The organism is Pedobacter steynii (assembly GCF_001721645.1).
In the GTDB taxonomy this organism is placed as follows: domain Bacteria; phylum Bacteroidota; class Bacteroidia; order Sphingobacteriales; family Sphingobacteriaceae; genus Pedobacter; species Pedobacter steynii_A.
The window spans coordinates 5842959-5864172 of record NZ_CP017141.1 but is presented as its reverse complement, the minus strand read 5'-3'; the positions used below and the strand labels follow the sequence as shown (position 1 = coordinate 5864172).

The 21214-nt window shown below is 40.8% G+C and carries 18 protein-coding genes and 1 tRNA gene; 4 read left to right on the top strand and 15 right to left on the bottom strand.

The window, feature by feature from the left end:
* Window positions 1-221 precede the first annotated feature (221 nt).
* From BFS30_RS24260 to hmpA, 7 genes are all read right to left on the bottom strand, one after another.
* Complete coding sequence (locus BFS30_RS24260) at window positions 222-536, bottom strand: helix-turn-helix domain-containing protein (RefSeq protein ID WP_069381660.1); 315 nt, start codon at window positions 534-536, stop codon at window positions 222-224.
* A gap of 182 nt (window positions 537-718) precedes the next feature.
* Window positions 719-1984, bottom strand: a complete 1266-nt coding sequence (locus BFS30_RS24255) for a site-specific integrase (RefSeq protein WP_069382647.1) — start codon at window positions 1982-1984, stop codon at window positions 719-721.
* 223 nt (window positions 1985-2207) lie between these two features.
* Window positions 2208-2280 (bottom strand) — tRNA-Lys (locus BFS30_RS24250).
* 223 nt (window positions 2281-2503) lie between these two features.
* Window positions 2504-4408: an AAA domain-containing protein gene (locus BFS30_RS24245; RefSeq protein ID WP_069381659.1), complete on the bottom strand. Its 1905-nt coding sequence runs from the start codon at window positions 4406-4408 to the stop codon at window positions 2504-2506.
* Window positions 4409-4414: 6 nt separating this feature from the next.
* A complete protein-coding gene (locus BFS30_RS24240; protein WP_069381658.1) occupies window positions 4415-4915 on the bottom strand; it encodes a GNAT family N-acetyltransferase in 501 nt (166 codons plus the stop codon).
* Between the two features lie 12 nt (window positions 4916-4927).
* Complete coding sequence (locus tag BFS30_RS24235) at window positions 4928-5383, bottom strand: RrF2 family transcriptional regulator (protein ID WP_069381657.1); 456 nt, start codon at window positions 5381-5383, stop codon at window positions 4928-4930.
* Between the two features lie 12 nt (window positions 5384-5395).
* Complete coding sequence (gene hmpA, locus BFS30_RS24230; RefSeq protein WP_069381656.1) at window positions 5396-6604, bottom strand: NO-inducible flavohemoprotein; 1209 nt, start codon at window positions 6602-6604, stop codon at window positions 5396-5398.
* A gap of 245 nt (window positions 6605-6849) precedes the next feature.
* Here hmpA and BFS30_RS24225 point away from each other — a divergent pair, with 245 nt between their 5' ends.
* The gene (locus BFS30_RS24225; RefSeq protein WP_069381655.1) at window positions 6850-7275 is read left to right on the top strand and encodes a VOC family protein; all 426 of its coding nucleotides are present in this window, start codon (window positions 6850-6852) and stop codon (window positions 7273-7275) included.
* A 120-nt stretch (window positions 7276-7395) separates the two neighbouring features.
* On the opposite strand, the gene BFS30_RS27870 is transcribed toward BFS30_RS24225, so the two are convergent.
* The 6 genes from BFS30_RS27870 to BFS30_RS27865 all read right to left on the bottom strand — a co-directional run bounded on the left by BFS30_RS27870 (window position 7396) and on the right by BFS30_RS27865 (window position 13563).
* Window positions 7396-7548 (bottom strand): hypothetical protein, encoded by a 153-nt coding sequence (locus BFS30_RS27870; protein WP_157263028.1) that lies wholly within the window; start codon window positions 7546-7548, stop codon window positions 7396-7398.
* A 128-nt stretch (window positions 7549-7676) separates the two neighbouring features.
* Window positions 7677-8405 (bottom strand): HlyD family secretion protein, encoded by a 729-nt coding sequence (locus tag BFS30_RS24220; protein WP_069381654.1) that lies wholly within the window; start codon window positions 8403-8405, stop codon window positions 7677-7679.
* Between the two features lie 10 nt (window positions 8406-8415).
* Window positions 8416-10617: a peptidase domain-containing ABC transporter gene (locus tag BFS30_RS24215; RefSeq protein ID WP_069381653.1), complete on the bottom strand. Its 2202-nt coding sequence runs from the start codon at window positions 10615-10617 to the stop codon at window positions 8416-8418.
* Between the two features lie 69 nt (window positions 10618-10686).
* Complete coding sequence (locus BFS30_RS24210; RefSeq protein ID WP_069381652.1) at window positions 10687-12003, bottom strand: hypothetical protein; 1317 nt, start codon at window positions 12001-12003, stop codon at window positions 10687-10689.
* An 11-nt stretch (window positions 12004-12014) separates the two neighbouring features.
* The gene (locus BFS30_RS24205) at window positions 12015-13337 is read right to left on the bottom strand and encodes a hypothetical protein (RefSeq protein WP_069381651.1); all 1323 of its coding nucleotides are present in this window, start codon (window positions 13335-13337) and stop codon (window positions 12015-12017) included.
* Window positions 13338-13401: 64 nt separating this feature from the next.
* Window positions 13402-13563 carry a hypothetical protein gene (locus tag BFS30_RS27865; RefSeq protein WP_157263027.1) on the bottom strand — a complete coding sequence of 54 codons (162 nt, stop codon included), beginning with the start codon at window positions 13561-13563 and terminating at the stop codon, window positions 13402-13404.
* Window positions 13564-13785: 222 nt separating this feature from the next.
* Between BFS30_RS27865 and BFS30_RS24200 the strand changes: the two genes are divergently transcribed.
* Window positions 13786-16311 carry a TonB-dependent receptor domain-containing protein gene (locus BFS30_RS24200; RefSeq protein WP_069381650.1) on the top strand — a complete coding sequence of 842 codons (2526 nt, stop codon included), beginning with the start codon at window positions 13786-13788 and terminating at the stop codon, window positions 16309-16311.
* 5 nt (window positions 16312-16316) lie between these two features.
* Window positions 16317-17060: a LytR/AlgR family response regulator transcription factor gene (locus BFS30_RS24195; RefSeq protein ID WP_069381649.1), complete on the top strand. Its 744-nt coding sequence runs from the start codon at window positions 16317-16319 to the stop codon at window positions 17058-17060.
* Here BFS30_RS24195 and BFS30_RS24190 read toward each other — a convergent pair.
* Both BFS30_RS24190 and BFS30_RS24185 read right to left on the bottom strand, forming a co-directional pair.
* Window positions 17057-18886, bottom strand: a complete 1830-nt coding sequence (locus tag BFS30_RS24190; protein ID WP_069381648.1) for a serine hydrolase domain-containing protein — start codon at window positions 18884-18886, stop codon at window positions 17057-17059. The genes BFS30_RS24195 and BFS30_RS24190 overlap by 4 nt on opposite strands.
* An 11-nt stretch (window positions 18887-18897) precedes the next feature.
* Window positions 18898-19788: a LysR family transcriptional regulator gene (locus tag BFS30_RS24185; protein ID WP_069381647.1), complete on the bottom strand. Its 891-nt coding sequence runs from the start codon at window positions 19786-19788 to the stop codon at window positions 18898-18900.
* Window positions 19789-19915: 127 nt separating this feature from the next.
* On the opposite strand from BFS30_RS24185, the gene BFS30_RS24180 reads away from it, so the two are divergent.
* A complete protein-coding gene (locus BFS30_RS24180) occupies window positions 19916-21154 on the top strand; it encodes an MFS transporter (protein WP_208603005.1) in 1239 nt (412 codons plus the stop codon).
* Window positions 21155-21214 lie beyond the last annotated feature (60 nt).

The following is a 21214-nucleotide window of genomic DNA, read 5'->3' as shown; positions in this document are numbered from 1 at the left end:
TTCAAATTCCATATCCATTCTGAGGCCAAAGTCTTCCAATTCCTTAGTGGACTACCTTTGCTGTCACACCATCCGACCAATTCATATTTGAGGTAAAAAAAATCAGCCTGCTGCTCATTCAAACCTTTTTGAATAAAGTAGATCGTCACGAATATCCTTGACGGAGGAACTTTCCTTCCCAACCCAATTTCAAGCTGTTCCTTTTGTGTCATAAATATTGATTATTCATGTTTGTTGAATTTGCCTTCCTCAAACATCCTTTGAATATCATCTTGGTCATAATATATCACGCTTCCGATTCTTGTGAAGGGGAGTGTCCCGTTGCTTCGAAGAGTAAGCAACTTGCCTGCCGAAATACCACCCAGCATCTTGCGAACCTCCCAGGTTTTTAGCCACATTTTTGTAGATACGGCCTTATTTCCTCCGGATAGTACATTAATTGCATCCAAAATTTCTTTCTTAAACTGTTCCAGGTCTCCAACAGTAATCAGTTGGTCCCTGTAAATCCTATTCCTTTTTTCTCCCGCGCTGTCCATCTTCACAAAATTTAGTAGTAGGTAGTTGAAATTGCAGATGGTATCTCTTAAACAAATTGAACCTCTGAATCACCTCGTCGTTAACCAGCAAATCTTGCGGAAATGGTTATATTTTTTTGATACTAGGTTAGGACGTTTCAAAAAAAGAGCAATCCAACGTGTTTGTTGAATAGCTCTAATGATTATGCTGCTCGTCCTTGCATTAGCGATGCGGGCATTGAAATATGTAATCGTTCTTTTAACAGTAACATGTCCTGGCTGATTTTCTTGGCTACAATCTTCGCATAGATTTGGGTTGTCCTGATAGACTTATGTCCCAAAAGCGCACTTACAGTCTCCAAAGGCACTCCATTAGCCAGCGTTACCGTAGTTGCAAAAGTATGGCGGGCAGTGTGGCTCGTCAGTTCTTTTTCGATTCCACATATCTCCATAATTTCCTTCAGGTAGGCATTAAACTTCTGATTGCTCTTGATAGGAAACAATGTGTTATCAGCAAGGCAAACAGGGTGATTCTTATAGCGAACAATCATTTCTTTAGCGATCGGTAGAAGTGGTACGTTCTCTCTACACCATGTTTTTTCCCTGTTTTTGATAATCCAGTCTTCGCCATCAAAAAATTTAACTATATGTTCAGGACTTAGATTGTGGGTGTCTTTAAATGCATAACCCGTAAAACACATAAAAAGATAAACATCTCTTACTTCAGCCAATCGGGGGATTGTAAGTGACTTATTATACAATAGCATAATCTCATCTTCGTTGAGAATGTCGCGATCGGGATTTAGATAAGTACATTTATATCCCTCGATTGGATTTCTTAATAACCAGTTTCTTTCCACAGCTGTTTTAAAAACATGTTTGGCATTTTTTACATACTTCATTGCAGTATTGCTTTGAAGGTCCTGTTCCAGCATAAGAAAGTCTGTGAAATCTTCGGCAAATGCATATGCCACAGTATCTAATGTCATGTCTTGTATCTTATACTCAAACTTCAGAAACGCCTGAATTTTACGCTTTGTAACTCCCCATCTTTTAAGTGTACCAATTGACCTTGCTTTCTTGTCAACTTTTTTTGCCAATTTTTCAATAACGAAATCAATTGTCTGAATTAGTGACTTCTTTTCGGTAGGAGTTTGTTTTCCCAAAAAAGCCTGTTTGACCATCGCTGAGGATACATAATCGTTCTGTGTACATAGCTGATCATAGTGCTGTTTAAGTCTGCTCTTTACCCGCAGAATTGTTGCGTTGATTTGCTGTGCGATAGCCGAATTACCATTGGCGATGCCAGCTTCCTGATTCCACAACTTTGGATTGATTTTTTGCCCGAGCGAGAGTTCCGCTCTTTTTGAATCTACGGTAAGACGAACCGTAATAGGGGTAAGGCCATCTTTTGAAGCCTTAGATTTCTCCAAGATTAGTAAAATGGAGAGTTTTTCATTAACCTTCATAACACACATTTTAGGGTGGACGATAAATCGTTCGAGCCTAAAGCCCATCTTCACAAACCTCTTCAGGTTTTTTCTAGGGTACCAATTTAAACAAACATTATCGGTACCCGAATAGGTACCCTTTGCGCTTGTTTATCATTGTTTATGTTTGTTATGCTTTTCTTTAAAAACAGCGTTTTTAGGCGTGTTTAAACGAGAAAAGCCACTCCTAAGAGTGGCTTTGTGATTCCGCTGGGATTCGAACCCAGGACCACTACATTAAAAGTGTAATGCTCTACCAGCTGAGCTACGGAATCATATTCTTTCCCTTGTTTCGGGAGTGCAAAGGTAGAAAATTTATATTAAGTTGCTAATAAAAATAAAAAAAACTTAAGATATTTTGTAGTTAATTTTTCGGTGTTGTGTTAGCTGTTTAATAATCAATTGTTTAGCGTCAGGGCACATTTTGCCTTGTTGTTTGCTTTGAAATTCGCACTGCCATAGGTTTGGCTGTGCAGCTTAGCCGCCGTCTGAGCTGTTTTACAACTCTGCAAACTCCCAGGCACTTTGATAAGCATTGTTTTCCTCAGCATAATCGATAAAATCTGCATAAAAAGGCAATCGGGAAAGTGTAGCGCTATCTCCAATCACTACCAGTTTCTTGCGCGCCCTGGTCATGGCCACGTTCATCCTGCGGATGTCTGAAAGGAAACCGATAATGCCTTCATTGTTACTCCTGGTCATACTGATATAAACCAGATCGCGCTCCTGGCCCTGGAAACTATCAATCGTATTTACCGAGATCCTTTCTCCATATTGCTGAAGCGCTGCTGAATTCAATAAAAGCTCCTTCATCAGCAGGATTTGCTGTTTATAAGGTGAAATTACCGCAATTGTTGGAAATGTTTCTGTGGTATAATGTCCGCCGAGTGTTGCAACCAGTTGGGTAAGGTGTTTAAATAGAAAAGCAGCTTCCTCAGGATTGGTAGAACTTGTTCCTTCTAATTTTTCTTCAAATCCACATCCTGCTGTATCGACAAAAGCTAAAGGACTATCTTCAGAAAACAACAGGCGATCCGCTACTGAACCATGTGCTTTTAATTTATTCTCGTAAAATACCTTTGAAGAATAGCCCATAATGGTTTTGTTCATCCGGTATTGTTCTTCCAGAAGTGTTACCGATTCCGGATGCAGGGCAATGGATTTTTCAAGCAGGGTAGTACTTAAGCCTGATTTTGCAGCTTCATTTGATTTAATGGTAGGAGAGAGCTGACAATGGTCTCCGGCAAAGATGACTTTCTGAGCCTTCATAATCGGGATCCAACAGGCGGGTTCAAGTGCTTGTCCGGCTTCGTCAATCACCAGGGTATGAAATTTCAGGTTTCTTACGGTGTAGTGGTTGGCGCCAACCAAAGTTGCGGTTACCACCTGCGCTTTTCCCAATACGTCGTCAATGATATACTGTTCCGTATTGCCCACTTCTTTCATGATCTTGTGTGCTTCATCGAAGAGTGCCTTACGCTGTTCTTTTTCTGCACGGCCAAAGTTACGCTTGTATTTATGCGCCATGTTTTTGAACTCATTTGCCTGCTTTTTAAATGCCCGGATCTGTTTCATGCTGGGATGCTCAGACATTTTTCCGTCCAGGGTTAGGGACAGCAAGCGGTCTGAAACCCTGGCAGGATTTCCAACGCGAACTACATTTAAACCTTCTTCGTCCAGTTTTTCAGTAAGCAGATCTACTGCGGTATTACTTGGGGCTACGACCAGAATCTGTTGATGATTTTGCTTGAACAGCGCTTTTATCGCTTGTACAAGAGTGGTTGTTTTTCCTGTTCCCGGAGGACCATGAACAATGGCCAGCTCCTGAGCAGACACAATCTTGTTTACCGCCTGTTGCTGTACCTCATTTAATCCCGCGATCTCATAATGGTGGATCTGATCAGAAAAAGTCGGACTACCTTCACCAGTCAGGATTTTAATCAGACGGCTTTGGTCGGTCTTTTCAATGGACGAAGCGGCATGTTTAAGGGCAGCTTGCATTTCATCATAACTGTTGTTGTCAAACAGCACATCAATGCCCAGCTTACCATCTCTGGTCCAGTCAGGCAACTCATCTGTCTTTAAGGTAATCTTGAGCTTATTGCCGCTTTGGTGAGTAATTGTGCCTTCTACGCGATCTTTAGGATCATGATTGGAAAACAAAACCGCCGAAGCCCCAAAGCGAAGCTGGTGTGCCAGCTCCTGATGAGTAGTGCGTTCTATTTCTACAGTTAAATAATCGCCACGACTCATTTCTGACCCTCTAATGGCGATCGGATACCAGGAAAGACCATTGCTTCTTCGTTCTGCAACAGAAGAAGATTCCGTTAATTGTAAGTACGACCTGAGGTCTTCTTCGCGCTCAGTCTTCAGTAACTCAAGCAGCTTTTTGAAATATTCCAATCGGGATTAGGCTAATTTTTTGTCCATAATATAATCTTCCATCAGGAAGCCGTCACCGATATCGATGTTTTCTTCCCCAACTTTCTCAAAGCCGATTTTGCTGTAAAAATCAAATGCGGAATTGTCTCGGTTTACATTGAGGGAGAGCGTGTTATTTTGATTTTCCCTGGCCACATCAGTAATGGTGTTCATCAACAATTTGCCCACACCTTTACCTTGTGCTTCAGGCAGGATATAGATTTTATGGATTTTTGTTTTTGATGAGCCTTTATAATTGAGTTCGTAGGAAGCATAACCCAAAGGAATGTCTTCGTCTTTTACGATCAGAAAATGATGTCCTTTTTTTTCCGTCTGTTCTGTTAGAGCGGGGGTACTATACATCATTTCCAGCATATAGCTGATTTGTTCTTTTGACAATATGGCCCCGAAAGTATCCGGCCAGGTCTGATGTGCTATCTCCTGAATGATGGGATAGTCCTTGGAAGTCGCGTTGTAAATACTAAGCATTGATAAAGGTATTTAGAAAATTTGTTGATCGGGAATATTTAGGAATAAAGATTCTAAAGTTTTGCTGACCGCAGGCTTACTGATGTCCTCCAGCGTATACTGGTCCAGGTATTTGTAAAGTTCTTCCATGGCGCCGTCCAATATAGATTTAAGGCCGCAATTTCCGGCAAGAATACAAAGCGGACTTTGACAATTGATGAGGTCTTCATCGTTTTCAAGCAGGCGGACGAGTTTGCCGATCCGGTAAGTTTCTACTGAACTATAGAGCTTAAGCCCACCGCCTCTGCCTCTTTGGGCATCGATAATCTGGTTGTTGGAAAGAAACTGAACCACTTTTACCAGGTGATTTCTGGAGATGCCAAAGCGATCGGCCAGTTCTGTAATGGTGGTTGCCGGAAGGTGGTCCGGTTTCTGACTCATATACATCAGGATCCTTAATCCATAATCGGTAAATTGGTTCAGTTTCATTGAAATTATATATTAATTCATTTGAATCGTTTGAGGGCCAAATTCTTCGAAAAACAAATTTTTACGGTCTACGCCCAGGGCAGAAAGATCTCGGATTGTTTTTTCTATAAAGAGTTTGGGACCGCAAAGATAGTATTCTGCTTCGGGTATAAGTACCATCTCGCTGATTTCAGAGACTTCCATGTGACCGGTTCTGGTTCCTTTATCCTGAATGGAGTTATTTTCGTAGAAGACTACATGTTCAAACCAATCGTGTGCCTCATCCCATTGTTTCACCTGATTGCGAAAAGCATGTACCTGTTCCGAGCGACAAGCATGGGCCCATCTTACCTGGCGTTGCTGATCAGAGCGGCTTAAAAAATCCATAATCGAAACAAATGGGGTCTGACCCACACCACCGCTTAATAATACGAGAGGAACCTGATGTTCCGTATTTAGCACGAAATCTCCTGATGGGGTACTTACTTCGACGGTATCACCTTCCTGTGTATGCTGATGAAGAAAGTTGGATACCGTCCCCATGGCTTTGTCTGCGCTTCCTGGTTCTCTTTTTACAGAAATGCGATAGTACTGATGATCCGGAGCAGAGGAAATGCTGTATTGTCTGGGCTGATAAATACCAAGCGGCTCGATGAAAACTTTGATGCTCAGGTACTGGCCTGGTTGGTGTAAGGCAACTTCCTGTCCATCTTCAGGACGTAAATAGAAAGAACTGATCTCGTCGGACTCAATGACCTTTTTATCGATGATGAATTTGCGCCACCCGGTCCAGGCACCGGGAGCAGATGCCTTTTGCAGGTATATGGATTTCTCCAGGTTGATCATAATGTCTGCAAGCTGGCCATAGGCCTTGGCCCATGCAGTAATCAGGTCTTCTGTATCAGCCTCTCCCAATACTTCTTTGATAGAAGCAAGCAGGTGATTGCCAACAATGTCGTATTGTTCCGGTGTAATCTGCAGGCTGGTATGTTTATCGCCTATTCTTTGCAGGACGGGCAGGAGTACACCTGGATTTTCTATGTGCTCTGCATAGGCTAGTACTGCAAGCGCCAATGCGGTCTGCTGACTGCCGTTTTGCTGATTGCCCATGTTAAAAGTATTCTTTAGTTCAGGGTTATGACTGAACATTCTTTTGTAGAAATGTTGGGTTAACAATACTCCATGTTCTCTTAAAATTGGTACGGTGGCCTTGATTAAGCCAATCTCTGATGTTGTAAGCATAATGTGTATTTAAAGTTGCATCAAAACTACAACTTTAAAATGTACACTATAATTTTTGAGAAATTATCTCAGGAAATGACATTCAGGGGATAATAGGCAGGGGGTATATATATTGTCGTAATTGCCCCCTTTTATTGTCTTGTACTGCCTCTTTTGTGGAGTATATAATCGCTTAATTTGGGTTATTGAATTAATCGGATATTTCCGATTCATCATTATTTAAACCTGATACTAAAAAACAAAACATGGCTACAATTAATCCTTATTTAAATTTTGAGGGAAAGACAGAAGAAGCGTTCAATTTTTACAAATCCGTATTCGGAGGAGAGTTTACCGTAATTCAGCGGTTTAAAGACATGCCAGACGGAGATAAGATGTCTGTTGACGATCAAAATAAAATCATGCATGTTTCTTTACCTATAAACGGAAACGTCTTGATGGGAACCGATACGCTGGAATCTATGGGACAAAAACTAAACGTTGGTGATAATTTTTCTGTCTCGGTAAATACAGACAGTGAAGCAGAATCTGATCAGATTTTTAATGCACTTGCAGTAGGTGGAGAAATCATCATGCCTTTAGAGAAAGCTTTCTGGGGTGCTTATTTTGGAATGTTAAAAGACAGATTTGGCATCCAATGGCTGGTAAATTTTGATTACAACGAGAAATAATTCTAAATGAATCACATGTATAGTCTATGGCTATACTTTAGTCCGTATAAATGCTTTTATCGAAAGGCATTTATACGGACTAATTACGATTTGGAAATGCTTTAAAAAGAATGCTGATGGTTAATCGTCGTAATAATCCTCATTATCCTCATCATCATCCATTTCCCTCCAGGGCTCATCAATATCCTGGTCAAATTCATCGTCATCATACATCCTTTGTTTTTCATCCCCTTCCTCCCTTGGATCAGGATAATTTAAGTGGCTTGTTTTCATATCGTTTTGCAAATGAGTTACTTAAAGTTAAGTAGTTTCTTGCAAATGTGTTTGTCATATTTTATTTTTTTCTGAATGGAGCGCAGACTGATATAAAGGTGGCGATTTATGCCTGATAGGGAATCTCCCTAATACAAGAAGTCAAATACCTTTCTGGCAATTTTTTGGTTTTTGTAATTGATACGGGCATCGGCACTCATATTAAAATAGAACGCTTTGCTTTTTTGAAGGTAGGCGATGTCTTTTTTGTTCAGCGCTATATAAAAAGGATATTTGCGATGTGACCCGGCCGGATAATTAGATATACTGCTGATGTAACCACTGATTTCAATCTGTTTATTATATTCTTCAACGGTTAATGACACTGGATTGCCTATGGTCAGTTTTGAAATTTCAAATTTGTCAAGGTAGCCAACTGCATAAAGTTCATTGTCGTCTGTAATATCAGGAGCAATATTAAAGAGTATTTCATGTTGATGAACACGGTCATTTACCTGCGGCTCATTTTTGCTTCTGGAGTAATAACCGGAAACTACTGCCCTGAGGGGGATCATCTTTCCTGATGGGTATTCCTGAATCACTAACAGTTGTCTGCCGTTTTCAATTTTATCCTTCGGATTTAATGTGAGGTTTTTAATGATGCCTGTAGCCGGGCTTTTTACGGCGTATAGTTCGTGTCTTGTATTGAAAATCACTTTGCAGCTGAGTTGTTCCCGGTATGGAATTACGAAGGATACCAAAACTAAAAGCGCAAGGGTAGAGAAAGTGACGATAATGCCCCAATTGAAAAACCAGGAAGAGGGCCTGCTGATGATGTCATTTACCTTTGCCTGAATTAACTTAATTTCTTCATCCATAATGGGTATATTAATTACCTAGTTCCAGTTGATTTTTGATGAGTGTATAGTAAGCACCGTAATGATCTACAAGTTGCTGGTGATTTCCGCTTTCAATGATTTTACCTTTGTCCAGGACATAAATCAAATCGGCATTCCTGACGGTACTTAGGCGATGTGCCACTACCACCACCGTTCTGCCCTGGAAAAAATCGTTGAGGTTTTTAATAATTACTTTTTCGTTATTTGCATCTAAAGCATTGGTAGCCTCATCAAAGAATAAATATTCCGGAGATTTATAGACGGCCCTGGCAATAAGGATCCTTTGTCTTTGTCCCTGACTAATGCCCATTCCTTCGGGACCGATCTTTGTGTTGAAGCCGAGTGGCAGGTTGGTTGTGAATTCCAGGACGTTGGCTGTTTTTGCGGCGGCTAATAAGCGCCTTTGATCAATCTTATCGTCGCCCAATGCGATGTTTCGGGCAATTGAATCGGAAAAAATATATCCATCCTGTAAGACCGATCCGCACTTTTCACGCCATTGTTGCTCATCAATTCCTCTTAAATCATAATCGCCCAGCGAAATCAGGCCGGAGCTGGGTTCATAAAATTTCATTAACAGTTTGATTAGGGTAGTTTTACCACTTCCGCTTAATCCGACAATAGCGGTCGTTTTCCCCTCAGGAATTTTTAGGTCAATCCCATCCAGTACTTTGAAATGATGTGTGCCATCATATTTGAAACTGACATTTTTTAAAGTAATCGAACCCTGAGGCAGGTCATTGGCAAATGCCGGGATGACAGCGGTTAGGGGTGCGATTTTCATCTCGCCAATTCTGTCTAAACTGATTTTGGCTTCCTGATAAGATTGAATGAAGTCGATGGCTGAGTTTAAAGGGGCGTTAAGTTCACCAATAATATACTGAATAGCGATCAGCTGGCCGAGTGTCAGGTCTCCTGATATGACGGCACGTGCGGCAATTACCGTAATGATAATATTCTTGATATTATTAATCAATCTGGCGCCCAGGCGTTGATATTGTTCCAGAGAGACAAATTTTAAATTAAGCTTAAATAGTCGCGCCTGTATTTCCTGCCATTCCCATCTCTTCTGTTTTTCGGCATTGTGCAATTTGATGTCCTGCATTCCATTGATGATTTCAATTTGCTTGGACTGATTTTTACTGAGTTCAATAAATCTTTTGAAATCTAAAATCTTTCTTTTCTTTAAGAAAATGATGACCCATCCAATAAATAATGTGCTTCCGGCCAGGTATATCACTGAAATAACTGCATTGTAATAAGCAAGAACACTGATGAAGGCAATGAATATAATGGCCTGAAATACCAATCCCAGTGTTTTGGAGGTCAGGAATTTTTCTATACGTTTATGGTCGTCAATGCGCTGCAAAAGGTCTCCTGACAGTTTGGTGTCAAAATATTTAATTGGCATGCGCATGATCTTTGTCAGGAACTCCGAAACCATGGTTACGTTTATTCTTGCTCCTATATAGAGCAGCAACCAGCTTTGGATAAACTCTATGGTTAGTTGTCCTGCATAAATTGCGAGCTGCCCCAATGCGAGCAGAATTACGAAGTCGACATCTTTGGCTTTGATTCCGGTGTCAATTATTCCCTGGGTGAAAAAAGGCAGAATCAGACTGAGAGCCGTTCCTGCAAATAATCCGAGTATGATTTGCAGGAGAATTTTTCTATACTTAAACAGGTGTTGAAAGAAATAGTAAAGCCCCTGACTTTTGTCGGATTCTGATTTATTCCAGCTTTCGGGTTCTATTGTTTTAAACGAAGGAAGTACTTCGAGTAAAATTGCGACGCCAACCTCTTCATTGTCAATGGTGTCGCTGATCCAGTTCTTCTTAAACTCTGACAGGCTGATCTTTTGTTTGGAAGAGCCGGGGTCGGAGAGAAAAACGTATTTTTCCGTAATCCGGTAAACCACTAAAAAATGATTTTGCTGCCAGTGTACAATGCATGGGAGTGTGGCTTTCTTTTGCAGGGTTTCAAAGCTGATTTTAATCGCTGTTGTACTTAAACCGAGTTTTTCGGCTCCAGTGGTGATTCCTAAAACACTGACTCCTTCGCGGCCTACATTACACAGATTTCTTAATAGGCCGAGCGGATATTTACGTCCGTAATGTGCGGTAATGATCTGCAGACAACTGGGGCCGCAATCAATGGAATCATATTGTGAAAAGTGAGGAAAGTTTGCCATTCTAAGAATACCTGAAAGCTGAAAATGAAAATCAAAGAAAGCTCACTATTGTGAGCTTTGGGTCAGTTTTTAAGGTTTAGATGGGTCTGAAATGATGTAAAATCCCCGTTTATTGTATAGCATCGCCAAGAAGTACAATCCTGCTTCTTTGGGCCAGACTGTAGTCAGTTTTTCCAGCAAAATATCGGTATTGATGACCTGATTGCTATTGAGCTCAGCGATGATTTCTTCGATATACGGATGGTGTTTGATGGTTATTTTTGCACCTCTGGCGTACACCGTAATCTCCGGTTCATTGACATTATAGTAGAGTTGATAAGGAAAGGGAACCTGAATATTCTTGTCGTTTAATTCATTGTAATGATCATCCACTTTGAAAGAACTGATTTCTTCCATGGTCATTGGAATTGCCCGCCAGCCCCTGTTGCTGAATAAAGCCAGCTTGAACTCTGAAAATGTCTGTTTCAATAAGTCTTTAAATGACAGTTCAGTAGCCCGGGGATTACCGCTTACAATTTTATCAATGATGCTGAAATTTAATTGATGGATGTCTTTCTCCAGAGGAGTGATGTCTGTGAGCTGATCGTTTGGAAATTGTAATTTAACTGCAGAAATTAATGTTTCCAACAGCGCTTTGTTACTATGGTTGTCAAACCATACCGTAAGTCCTGTGGATATTTCGTCGGTCCGCCCGATATGGTATTGGTCCCAGGGCATAAAGTAAAGATCTCCTGTGCCAAAGGGAAACTCCTTTGCTTTGGGCAGGACTTCTTCCAGAGTTTTATCCGCCGGATCCAGCCCTTCGAACAGGCTGGCATCCCAGGTGTACATGATTTTTTCTCCTGGCCCCAGGTGGAAATGAATCACGTTTGCGCCATAATGGTCCTGGTGAATGCCCAGTGGGGTAAATCCATAATTACCGATAAATACCGTAGAATGCATTCCGCTGGAAGGAATGCCAAGCGTATCCAGTAAGGGGTGCATTAAGGCCGAAAGCTGATCTGCGATCTTCATGCTGAACTTCTCGCTGGAATTCAGTATGATGCCAAATTTATTTTCCTGAAAAACATCTTTTGTCCATGTGGAGCCATCGTCACCAACCGCCGGAAGATTGGGGTAGACACTTGACTTAAGGTAATCAGAGCCCATTTTTTTTCCATCCAGGTATACCCGGAAACCATATTCATCCGTCTGTTGTGTACAAATGAACCTGATCACATCCATAATTGATGTTTTAAAGTCCAGTACCTGTTGTGCCGACAGAATTCCTTGCTCTACTCCCGGAAGTTTAAAATTATTTGTTTTTTCTAATATCTTTTGCCAGGTAGCCAGATCTATAGGTTGTTCGGTTGTGGTGGATGTTTCCTGTAAAATGATGGTTGCCATAGGGGTTGATTTTAATAAATGATTGCTCTTTTAATATAGAAAAGGTTAAGGGTGTACAGTCCGGCTTCTTCTGGCCAGAATTGATTGAGCCCCTGAAGCAGGTCTTCAGTCAGGATTTCCTGTCCGGTGTTTAACCGGTCTATAATTCTCAGGAGTTCTTCTTGATATTTGATTTCAATTTTTGTTCCTCTGGCAAAAATCAGGACTGTATCATTAATAACCCGGTACGACATGGTAAATGGGTAAACGGATTTGAGGAGTTTACCTTTTAAATGGTAAAAATTGCTGAGGTCATCGTTTTGATTCAATTCCTGATCCAATGGGATTGGTCTCGTTTTCCAACCTTGGTTGCTATGAAGAGCAAGTACGTAATCCTTGTATATGTTTTTTAGAATAGCATCCAGGCTTGATTCCAGATTTTCCTGATCAATATTCAGTGCGGTTAGCACCTGATCGAAGCCTTCATCGGCGCTAACTTGCCGATAGGGCGGGACGATTACCCGGCTGTCTTGGTCCTGTTCAGATTTGATATGTTGTATTTTGAACGATCTGAGAAGGGTAGTTAAGAATTTGTTCAAGGGCATATTGTTATACCATACACTAATTCCTACAGAAAAATCTTCCGTATTTCCGATATGGTATTTATTCCAGGGCATAAAATAGATGTCACCCTTTCTAAAGTGATATTTTGTGGCAAGTGGAATTAATGGGACTACATTTTTATTGTTCTGAGCATTTCCGGTTAACTCTTCATATTCTGCCATTTCCCAGTTGTACATGGTTTTGTCGCCGGGGCCTAAATGCAGGTGCATGACATTTTCTCCGGGATGATCTTTGTGGATACCAAGAGGTGTAAAGCCATAATTCCCAAGAAATATCGTAATGTTAATTCCTTTCAAAGGGATTCCAGCCATCTTTAGGAGTGGATCCAGGTAAAGCGCAAGCTTTTCTGCAAGATCATTTGAAAACTTCTCTCCGGAATTAATGATCAGTCCAAATTTCTGTTTATCGAAAACTCTTTTTGCCCATTCCTCAGGTGTTTCGGATGCCAGGGGAGGGAAGAGAAAAAGATGATCTTTCATATAGGCTTTATCTTTTGATATGCCTTCGATATAGAGCCTGAAATCGTAGGAGGTATTTTGCCTAACAAAGATTTCGTTGATGATGTTTAATGTTAATTTATTGAAATAATTAACTTCATCTTCAGTAAGGACATCGTGGATGGTAAAGGATTTTTTAAAAAAATCAGATTTATCAAGGAAGTCTGTCCACCACGCTTCGTTCCAGGCGGGATGGTTTCCTTTCGCGGGAGCCAGGTCAATTGTGTTTTCCATAAAACAATCAGTTGATGATTAGAAAATCAATAAGCCGGAATTCCGGCTTATTGTGGTTCAAAAATTAAAGAGTCTCAGGGTCTAATTGTCTTTCTCTTTCTCTTTCTTTTTCTTTTTCAACAGTTTCAGCAGCACCGCCAAGAAGTTTTTCTTGCTCAAGCGGAGAGATTACTTTTGCTCCTAAAAATGATTTAGGATCAAAATCTTGATTGTTTTGATTTTTCATAATACAATAGTTTAAATTAAATGATTTACCAAATTAATAAGCTTATGTTGGAATAGAAAGAAAATCTGGCGTAAGTATCTTTTGTAAGGGTGAAATTGAGTATTCCCGATGTTTATATATATTTAAATTATAATTTTATTTCACATTTGTGATAAATTATCTATATATTTAAGTAAATTGAAAAATCTGATTTTTTATTACAATAAAACGCTCCATTTTCTTATGTTATTTCTCATTAATTATTTATTAAAAGGTAAAAAGTATAATTTATGTTTTTTAGGTGTCCTGATCATTCTGTTCCTTTCTTTGAGCTCATTTTCCGGAATTAATACTTCAGCTAATCTGGTAAAGCCTGATGTAAAGGCCCATTGGTTTCAGTCGGTTGATACAGGACAACATGTTTCCATAAATGGCGTAATCCGGGATGAGCAGAATAAGCCGGTTGAGTATGGTACCGTTAGCTTACTGAGATCTGATTTCAGTCTGGTAAAAAGAACCCTGGCCGATTCAACCGGGAGGTATAGATTTAAGGATGTCATAGCGGGGACTTATCTGATTGAGGCTACACAGATAGGATACCTGAAAAGCCGTTCAGGTCAATTTCGGCTTTCGGGTTCAGAAATATTTACTGTGCCGGTTCTTATCCTGGCCTCTTCACCTAATCAGCTTGCGGAAGTAAGTGTGGTTTCCAAAAAGAAATTGTTTGAGCGTAGAATCGACCGGACGATTATTAATGTGGAAAGTAGTGCGTTGGCAACAGGAGGGTCTATTACAGATCTACTTGAAATTGCACCAGGGGTATCCGTTGATGATAACCAGATCACTTTAAAGGGTAAACAAGGGGTAATGGTGATGATTGACGATAAGTTAGTTAAGCTCTCTGCTTCACAGGTTAGCGCCTTTTTGAAAAATATTCCCGCCAGTTCTATTGCCCAGGTCGAATTGATCTCCAATCCATCGGCTAAATACGATGCGGAGGGCAAGGGAGGAATCATTAACATCAAAACAAAGAAAGGCAGCAGGACTGGTCTTAACGGCAATATCAGTTCTGGCCTTGTGGTTGGGACTTATCCAAAATTTACAGAAGAACTTACCCTCAATTATAAGTTTAAAAAGTTAAATGTATTTAGCAATTATAGCTACCAACATAATAAAAACAAGAACAGGTACCACAGTAGTAAAGTGATTAGGGGAGAAGATCCTCTGGCCTATGAACAGGATGAGCATTCAAATTCCCGGTCGAACAGCCATAATGCGAGACTGGGAGCGGACTATGATCTGAATGATAAAAATACGATAGGGGTACTGGGAACATTAAATACCAACAGGGATCGTTCTGATTTTTTGCAGCGCATAAATTTTAACGACTTTAATAGCCGTCAGCTTGATTCCAGCCTTTCGTCGCAAAATAACGGATTTGCTAAGTTGAATACCTACGGATTAAATGTCAATTCACGGCATGTATTGGGTGTTAATGGTCATGTATTGTTATTAAATGCAGATTATACCAATTATCGTTCTGCAAATCCGAACACCTACAGTAACAATTACTTTAATTCATCAGGAGAGCTGGTTAGAGGGCCTGAAAATATAGTAAATGATGCGGCTGTAGCGATCGATCTGATCACGGCGAAAGCAGATTATAGTTACCGGATTACGCCCTCTACTAAACTGGAGACCGGAGGAAAAGTTGCATTTACTCATTCCAATAGCGACATTCTCTTTCAATCGGAGAATTCGGGCAGAGAACTGATTACCGATCCCAATCGCAGCAATACCTTTGATTATCGGGAGAACATCAGCGCATTGTACCTGAATTACCTTACTAAATTGGGAAAACAGACCGACTTACAGGCCGGTTTAAGAGCAGAGCATACCCATTACTCCGGTAAATCCATCACCACTGGTCAGACTGCTGGTAGAAATTACCTGCAGTTTTTTCCCAGTCTTTTTATCCTCCACAACTTTGACCCGAATACTTTAAGTTTTTCCTATGGCCGAAGGATCGGTCGTCCAAGCTATGAAGACCTGAATCCTTTTATTGATTATTCCTCTCCATACTTTTATACGCAGGGCAATCCCTTACTAAAGCCGGAAACAACGCATTCTTTAGAGCTGAATTATAATTATCACAGCAACCTGAATGTCAGTCTGGGCTATAGCCGTACCAATGATTATTACAATTACTTTACTTCACTTGCGAATAGCAGTGGTGCTACCAGGCAAACTGTAGATAATTTTAAACATTACAACACCTGGAATTTATCCCTCAGTTATCATAAAGAGTTGATTAAATGGTGGAATCTTACTGCTAATGGAGATGCATTTTACGATAGTTATCAAACTCCTTATCTGGGTACGTTTATCGATGTGCAACGTGGAGGCTATAACTTTAATATCTTAAATGCTTTTCAGCTGCATCCAGACCTGTCTTTGGAAATCCTGAATCTTTATAAATCCAAAAGGATTGTACTTGCGCGTACCATTGATGGTAAATATCGTGCTGATGTAGTTATGAGGTACAGTTTGTTGAAGAATAAGGCTATTATTAAATTGGGAATTACTGATATCTTTTATACTTATATCAATCAGGGGGTCAATGAATTTGAAAATCTATCGGCAACGTATTATAACCGGAATGAGAACCGAAGATTTAATGCGAGTCTCTCTTATAGTTTCGGCGGTAAGGGCACAGCGCCGAAGAAGAATAAAAGCAACAAAGAGGATCTTGAAAGAATAAAAAACTAAGTGTCATGATATTAAAGTGCTATATAATTGATGATGATATTGCTACAATCCGGACCTTGAGCGAATATATAGATCGCCATTCTGAATTGGTACTTGTGGGGTATGATACGAATCCCGTAGCAGGTCTGGATAAAATAAATAACAATTCTGTAGATCTTGTTTTTTTAGGAATTAACGAATCCCTGGTAAACGGGCTGGAACTAAGTTCTTTAATCAGTCATTCTGTTTACAAAATATTCATCACTGCCTTGCCTGATTTTGCACTGGCTGCCTTTGACAACAATGCATTTGATTATTTATTGAAACCTATTTCTAAAGAACGATTTTTAAGATGTGTTAAAAAGCTCAGCAGCTATACTGAAAAGACCCATAAAGCAGAAAAACAACAGCTTGCTTTTATCTATGTTAAAAGTGAGAGCAAAGGGAAGCTTGTCAAAATTGAATTTGATGAAGTGTACTATATAGAGTCGAACGATAATTATATCATTATAAACCTCGCACATGCGAAACACAAGGTTTATATCCCACTCAAAGCTGTTTTGAACAAATTCTCAAGCAGTAATTTTATCAGAGTTCATAAATCATTTATTGTCAACCATTCCAAAATCAGCTATATTCAGGGGGCTCAAATAATTTTAAAAGATAAAACCACACTTCAATTAGGCAGTTCTTATAAAGATCGGTTTTTGAGTCTTGTTGAAAAATATACCCTCAAACACCATAACTCTGATTTTGAATTAAATGGTTAGACCCATAAAAGCAGCGGAATCAGTTGCCAAAATGCCAGTACAACTACAAACTGCAGGGCGAATAGCAAGGCCAGTAAATCGATACCGGAGGCTTTATACCTGTCTTTGTTTTTAAAATGCGCCCCGATCCCGATAAGTAAGGCTATTGGAAGTAACGCGGTGACTATTGCTGTGAGGATACTTGCAGGTGTCACATCACCAAGTGCAACAAAACTCTGTGTCAGAAAAAAAGGCAGCGGCAGTAATAAACAAAGTATAGACAGAAAAGGAACGACCCTTGCTTGTTTCAGGAAGGTAGTTCCTTGTTTGAAGATTTGGATCCAACCGCCGAAAAAGAGATAAAGAAAACCGAGGACGCCTAGAATAAAACTCATCCAGATCGTCCACAAATAAATCGAATTGATTTTTTTATAGGTCTTAAATCCTGTGGTAAACAGAGGATTGCCTTGTTTATCTGAATAGAAAACGATGGAGGATTGCAGTTTGTCTGAAGATTTAAACAAATGGTGTCCCGTAGGAAAAAGCAGCTTGTCGTTCTTTTGAAACTGACTTAAAACAAGTTCATTTTTCTGAGGCAGCAGGGTTAAAAAACCGGTCAGCAAATCCAGGTAAGCAAAGGCTTTGAATTTGTTGCGTACCGGGATATAATTTCCTTTCCAATTGCTCATGTCGGCCGGCATAGCGGGTACTGTTGGGCTGCTTGCCGGTTTCTTTTGCAATGCCAGGGACTGGATTAAGATCTTGTTGAAGACTTCGTAATCTGCGGTTTCACTGTCCATATTATGGGCCACAAAGAATCCTTTTTTTTCTTCCGGAAAAAGGTAGAGCATAGCATGGTAACCTATGGTATTCCCGGCATGAGCCAGGCCAGTCACCTGGTTATGATCTCTTTTCATCAGGCCTAAACTGTAGCCACTTTGAAGGCCATGTTCTATGGCGTTGCTGGCCGCAGGGGATCCCATAGCTTTAAGTAAATCTTCCCGGATAAAAGGAAAGCGATGAAGCCTGCCATCGCTCAGCAGAAAGCGAATAAAAATCCCCATATCATAAGCAGTGGTGGTAAATTGTCCTGCAGGCCTCAGGTACATAGGAACGGCTTCCTGGCGTTGCATCTGGTCCAGATGGCCCATTGCCAGGTCCTTATCCCCATTTTTACCCAGTTGAGTAATAAAGTTGAAAGTACTCCTGGTCATGCCCAATGGTTGTAGCAGGTAATTATCGAGGTAATCTTCGTAACGTTGTCTGGTTACGGCTTCTATGACCATAGCGAGCATGGTATATCCCATATTTGAATAGGAGAATACACTGCCTGGCTGATTATAGATTCGAAGGACAGAAGGATCCCGGCTAAAGGTTTCAGATAATGGGGTGTTAGGGCTAACTTTTTTGCTGAACATTTGCCAGAGTCGTAGGTCCTCCAGACCGGAAGTGTGGTTTAACAGATGTCGGACCGTAACCGGATTCGTGGAAGCCCAGGGATTTTCAAAATGAATACCAGGCAATATTTTTTCCACCGGGGAATCAAGATTTATTTTATGAATGGTAACCAGTCTCAGGATCCCGGTAGCCAATAAGGTTTTAGTGACGGAACCTACCTGTACCCGGTCTGAGAAAGCAAGGAGGCGTTTCGATTCATAGGATTTAATTCCGTAGGCGTCGGCGGAGATGTGCCCGCCGGAATCTACTGTGGACCAGACTGCACCGGTTAATTTTTCTTCAGCAAGAGCGGTCATCATTTTTCCCCTCAACAGTAATTTACTGTCTTGCGCAATAGTGGAAAGGCTGATGAGGAGAAAGAGAAAACTAAGCGTAGCTATTCTGACCATATTTTGCAAATCTATTGTTTTTGAACCAGCTTTCTCACCATTTCTATTTGAGCGGTAGTTGCCCGGTTTTTGTCGTAGGTCAGGTAAATGGTATTGGTGGCTGGTTTATGACCTGTCCAGATTTCTTTGAGTTGTTTTTGTTCGATTAGCTCTTTGACCAGGTAGTCTGAGGCGATGGTTAGTCCATTTCCAATACTGATTCCTTTGAGTATAGAATTGAAATCCGGAATGATGAACCGGGGTTTGATAGCCGGGCGTTTCCTGAAATTTTCCAGCCAGAACCTCCTGATGATAGCCAGGTCACTACTGTAGGCGTACCAGTTTTGTTCACAAAGCCAGCGTTCTGCTTTGTCGCATTCTCCATTGGCAATATAGTGGTCAAATTCATCGGTGTCCATATTGTAATTCGCCACAAGCACAAACCTTTCTTCCCTGATTGGTTCATAAACAATATCCTTTTCATCTGTACAGTGGGTTGCAATGACAAAGTAAAGTTTTCCTTTACCTAGTTTCTCCATCAGGTTTTTAGTCAGCCCGAATTCAAAAACAAAATTGGCCGGGGCTTTACCGATTTCGGAACTCAGCAGCGTATAAAAAAATTCTTTGGGCGCGCCAATGCAGGTGAGGGGCAGATTAGAGGAACGGATGTACCTGAACTCTGATTCTACCTGTTCCAATTTATCCATGGCTTCGATAATCTGGGTGTAAAATAGCTTTCCGTAATCTGTGGGAACCATTCTTCTGGGCTTGCGCTCAAACAGCTGCTTTCCGATATGCGCTTCCAGGGCGGATAAATGCTGACTTACGTTGGGTTGTGAAATCAACAGTTCCTGCGCTGCGCCAGTCAGCGTTCCCGTATGATAGATTGCTTTAAAAGTTCTGTACCATTCTAAATTTACCATAACTCAAAATTATAGATAATCCCGGTCTTTATCTATAATTATATTTATACTAATGTATAAATCATGTTATTTCATTTATAGTTTTAGACTGCTCACCTTTGTGTTGTCTAATTCAATAAACGAAATCATGAACAATAAAAATATAAAAAGTAAAACGGGAATGCCACTGGCTTTATGGGCATTGACCATTAGTGCCTTTGCGATTGGTACGACGGAGTTTGTGATTGTAGGCTTATTGCCTACAGTTGCAAAAGATTTATCAATTTCCATTCCATCGGCGGGATTGCTGGTTAGCTTTTACGCGATTGGCGTAGCAATAGGTGCTCCGGTATTGACCGCCTTGACCAACCGGTTTCCACGTAAGCCATTATTAATTTATCTGATGTTGCTTTTTGCAGCGGGAAATTTACTGGCTGGAATTTCGCCAGGCTTTATTCCTTTGGTGATGGCCAGAATGGTTACCGGATTTGCACATGGTGTCTTTTTTGCCGTTGGGGCTACCATAGCTGCAGCCATCGTCCCGGCAGATAAAAGGGCCAGTGCAATAGCCATTATGTTTGCCGGTTTAACCGTAGCGATGGCTATTGGCGTTCCTCTGGGCACTATGATTGGACAGCATTTTGGATGGCGCGCTACTTTTTTAAGTGTCGCCGGATTGGGACTGACCGGACTCCTGGCTAATTTGTTTTTATTGCCTGGAAACATCAAAAATGAAGCCGCGGCACCTATAAAACAACAATTTGGTATTCTTGGCAATAAGAAGTTGCTACTGGCTTTTTTTACCACCGTCTTCAATTATGCGGGGGTATTTCTGGTGTTTACTTATTTATCACCCCTGCTTATGGAGTTAACGGGTATGTCGCAGAATATGGTGAGTGTAATGCTGTTGATTTATGGAATCGCAATCGCTGTAGGTAATATCGCCGGCGGTAAACTGTCTAATAAGCTGCCTCTTAAAGCGCTATTATGGATGTTGGTTTTGCAGGTTGGGGTGTTACTGATCTTTAGCTTTACGGTACACCATACCATTCCGGCAGTCGTTACTTTATTTGTGATCGGTGCTTTATCCTTTGCTACAGTTCCAGCCTCCCAATTGTTTGTTGTCCAGACCGCTGAACGCATCAATCCATCCATGATGAATGTTGCTTCTGCCTTTAATATCGCATCCTTTAATGCCGGTGCCGCTTTAGGTGCTTATGTTGGTGGCTGGGTGGTCTCTTCGACTTTAGGACTGGGAGCTGCGCCCTGGGTGGGCGCTTTGTTTGTACTTGCTGCCATTGGTTTGGTGATGCTGAGTGCCAGAGAAGAAAAGCTGACCGAGGGTACTTTTACTCCGATGGAAAGCAATGCCGTCATCTTTCATTAGGATTTACTTTAGCCTGGGCACTGGGGTCAGGACACACATCGTTATTAAAAATTATTTTAG

Coding starts and splice junctions, on each gene's coding strand:
- BFS30_RS24260 (WP_069381660.1), bottom strand. CDS start 536: ATGGACAGCGCGGGAGAAAAAAGGAATAGGATTTACAGGGACCAACTG.
- BFS30_RS24225 (WP_069381655.1), top strand. CDS start 6,850: ATGGCTACAATTAATCCTTATTTAAATTTTGAGGGAAAGACAGAAGAA.
- hmpA (WP_069381656.1), bottom strand. CDS start 6,604: ATGCTTACAACATCAGAGATTGGCTTAATCAAGGCCACCGTACCAATT.
- BFS30_RS24200 (WP_069381650.1), top strand. CDS start 13,786: ATGTTATTTCTCATTAATTATTTATTAAAAGGTAAAAAGTATAATTTA.
- BFS30_RS24255 (WP_069382647.1), bottom strand. CDS start 1,984: ATGAAGGTTAATGAAAAACTCTCCATTTTACTAATCTTGGAGAAATCT.
- BFS30_RS24195 (WP_069381649.1), top strand. CDS start 16,317: ATGATATTAAAGTGCTATATAATTGATGATGATATTGCTACAATCCGG.
- BFS30_RS27870 (WP_157263028.1), bottom strand. CDS start 7,548: ATGAAAACAAGCCACTTAAATTATCCTGATCCAAGGGAGGAAGGGGAT.
- BFS30_RS24240 (WP_069381658.1), bottom strand. CDS start 4,915: ATGCTTAGTATTTACAACGCGACTTCCAAGGACTATCCCATCATTCAG.
- BFS30_RS24185 (WP_069381647.1), bottom strand. CDS start 19,788: ATGGTAAATTTAGAATGGTACAGAACTTTTAAAGCAATCTATCATACG.
- BFS30_RS24180 (WP_208603005.1), top strand. CDS start 19,916: ATGAACAATAAAAATATAAAAAGTAAAACGGGAATGCCACTGGCTTTA.
- BFS30_RS24220 (WP_069381654.1), bottom strand. CDS start 8,405: ATGGATGAAGAAATTAAGTTAATTCAGGCAAAGGTAAATGACATCATC.
- BFS30_RS24190 (WP_069381648.1), bottom strand. CDS start 18,886: ATGGTCAGAATAGCTACGCTTAGTTTTCTCTTTCTCCTCATCAGCCTT.
- BFS30_RS24210 (WP_069381652.1), bottom strand. CDS start 12,003: ATGGCAACCATCATTTTACAGGAAACATCCACCACAACCGAACAACCT.
- BFS30_RS27865 (WP_157263027.1), bottom strand. CDS start 13,563: ATGAAAAATCAAAACAATCAAGATTTTGATCCTAAATCATTTTTAGGA.
- BFS30_RS24235 (WP_069381657.1), bottom strand. CDS start 5,383: ATGAAACTGAACCAATTTACCGATTATGGATTAAGGATCCTGATGTAT.
- BFS30_RS24205 (WP_069381651.1), bottom strand. CDS start 13,337: ATGGAAAACACAATTGACCTGGCTCCCGCGAAAGGAAACCATCCCGCC.
- BFS30_RS24215 (WP_069381653.1), bottom strand. CDS start 10,617: ATGGCAAACTTTCCTCACTTTTCACAATATGATTCCATTGATTGCGGC.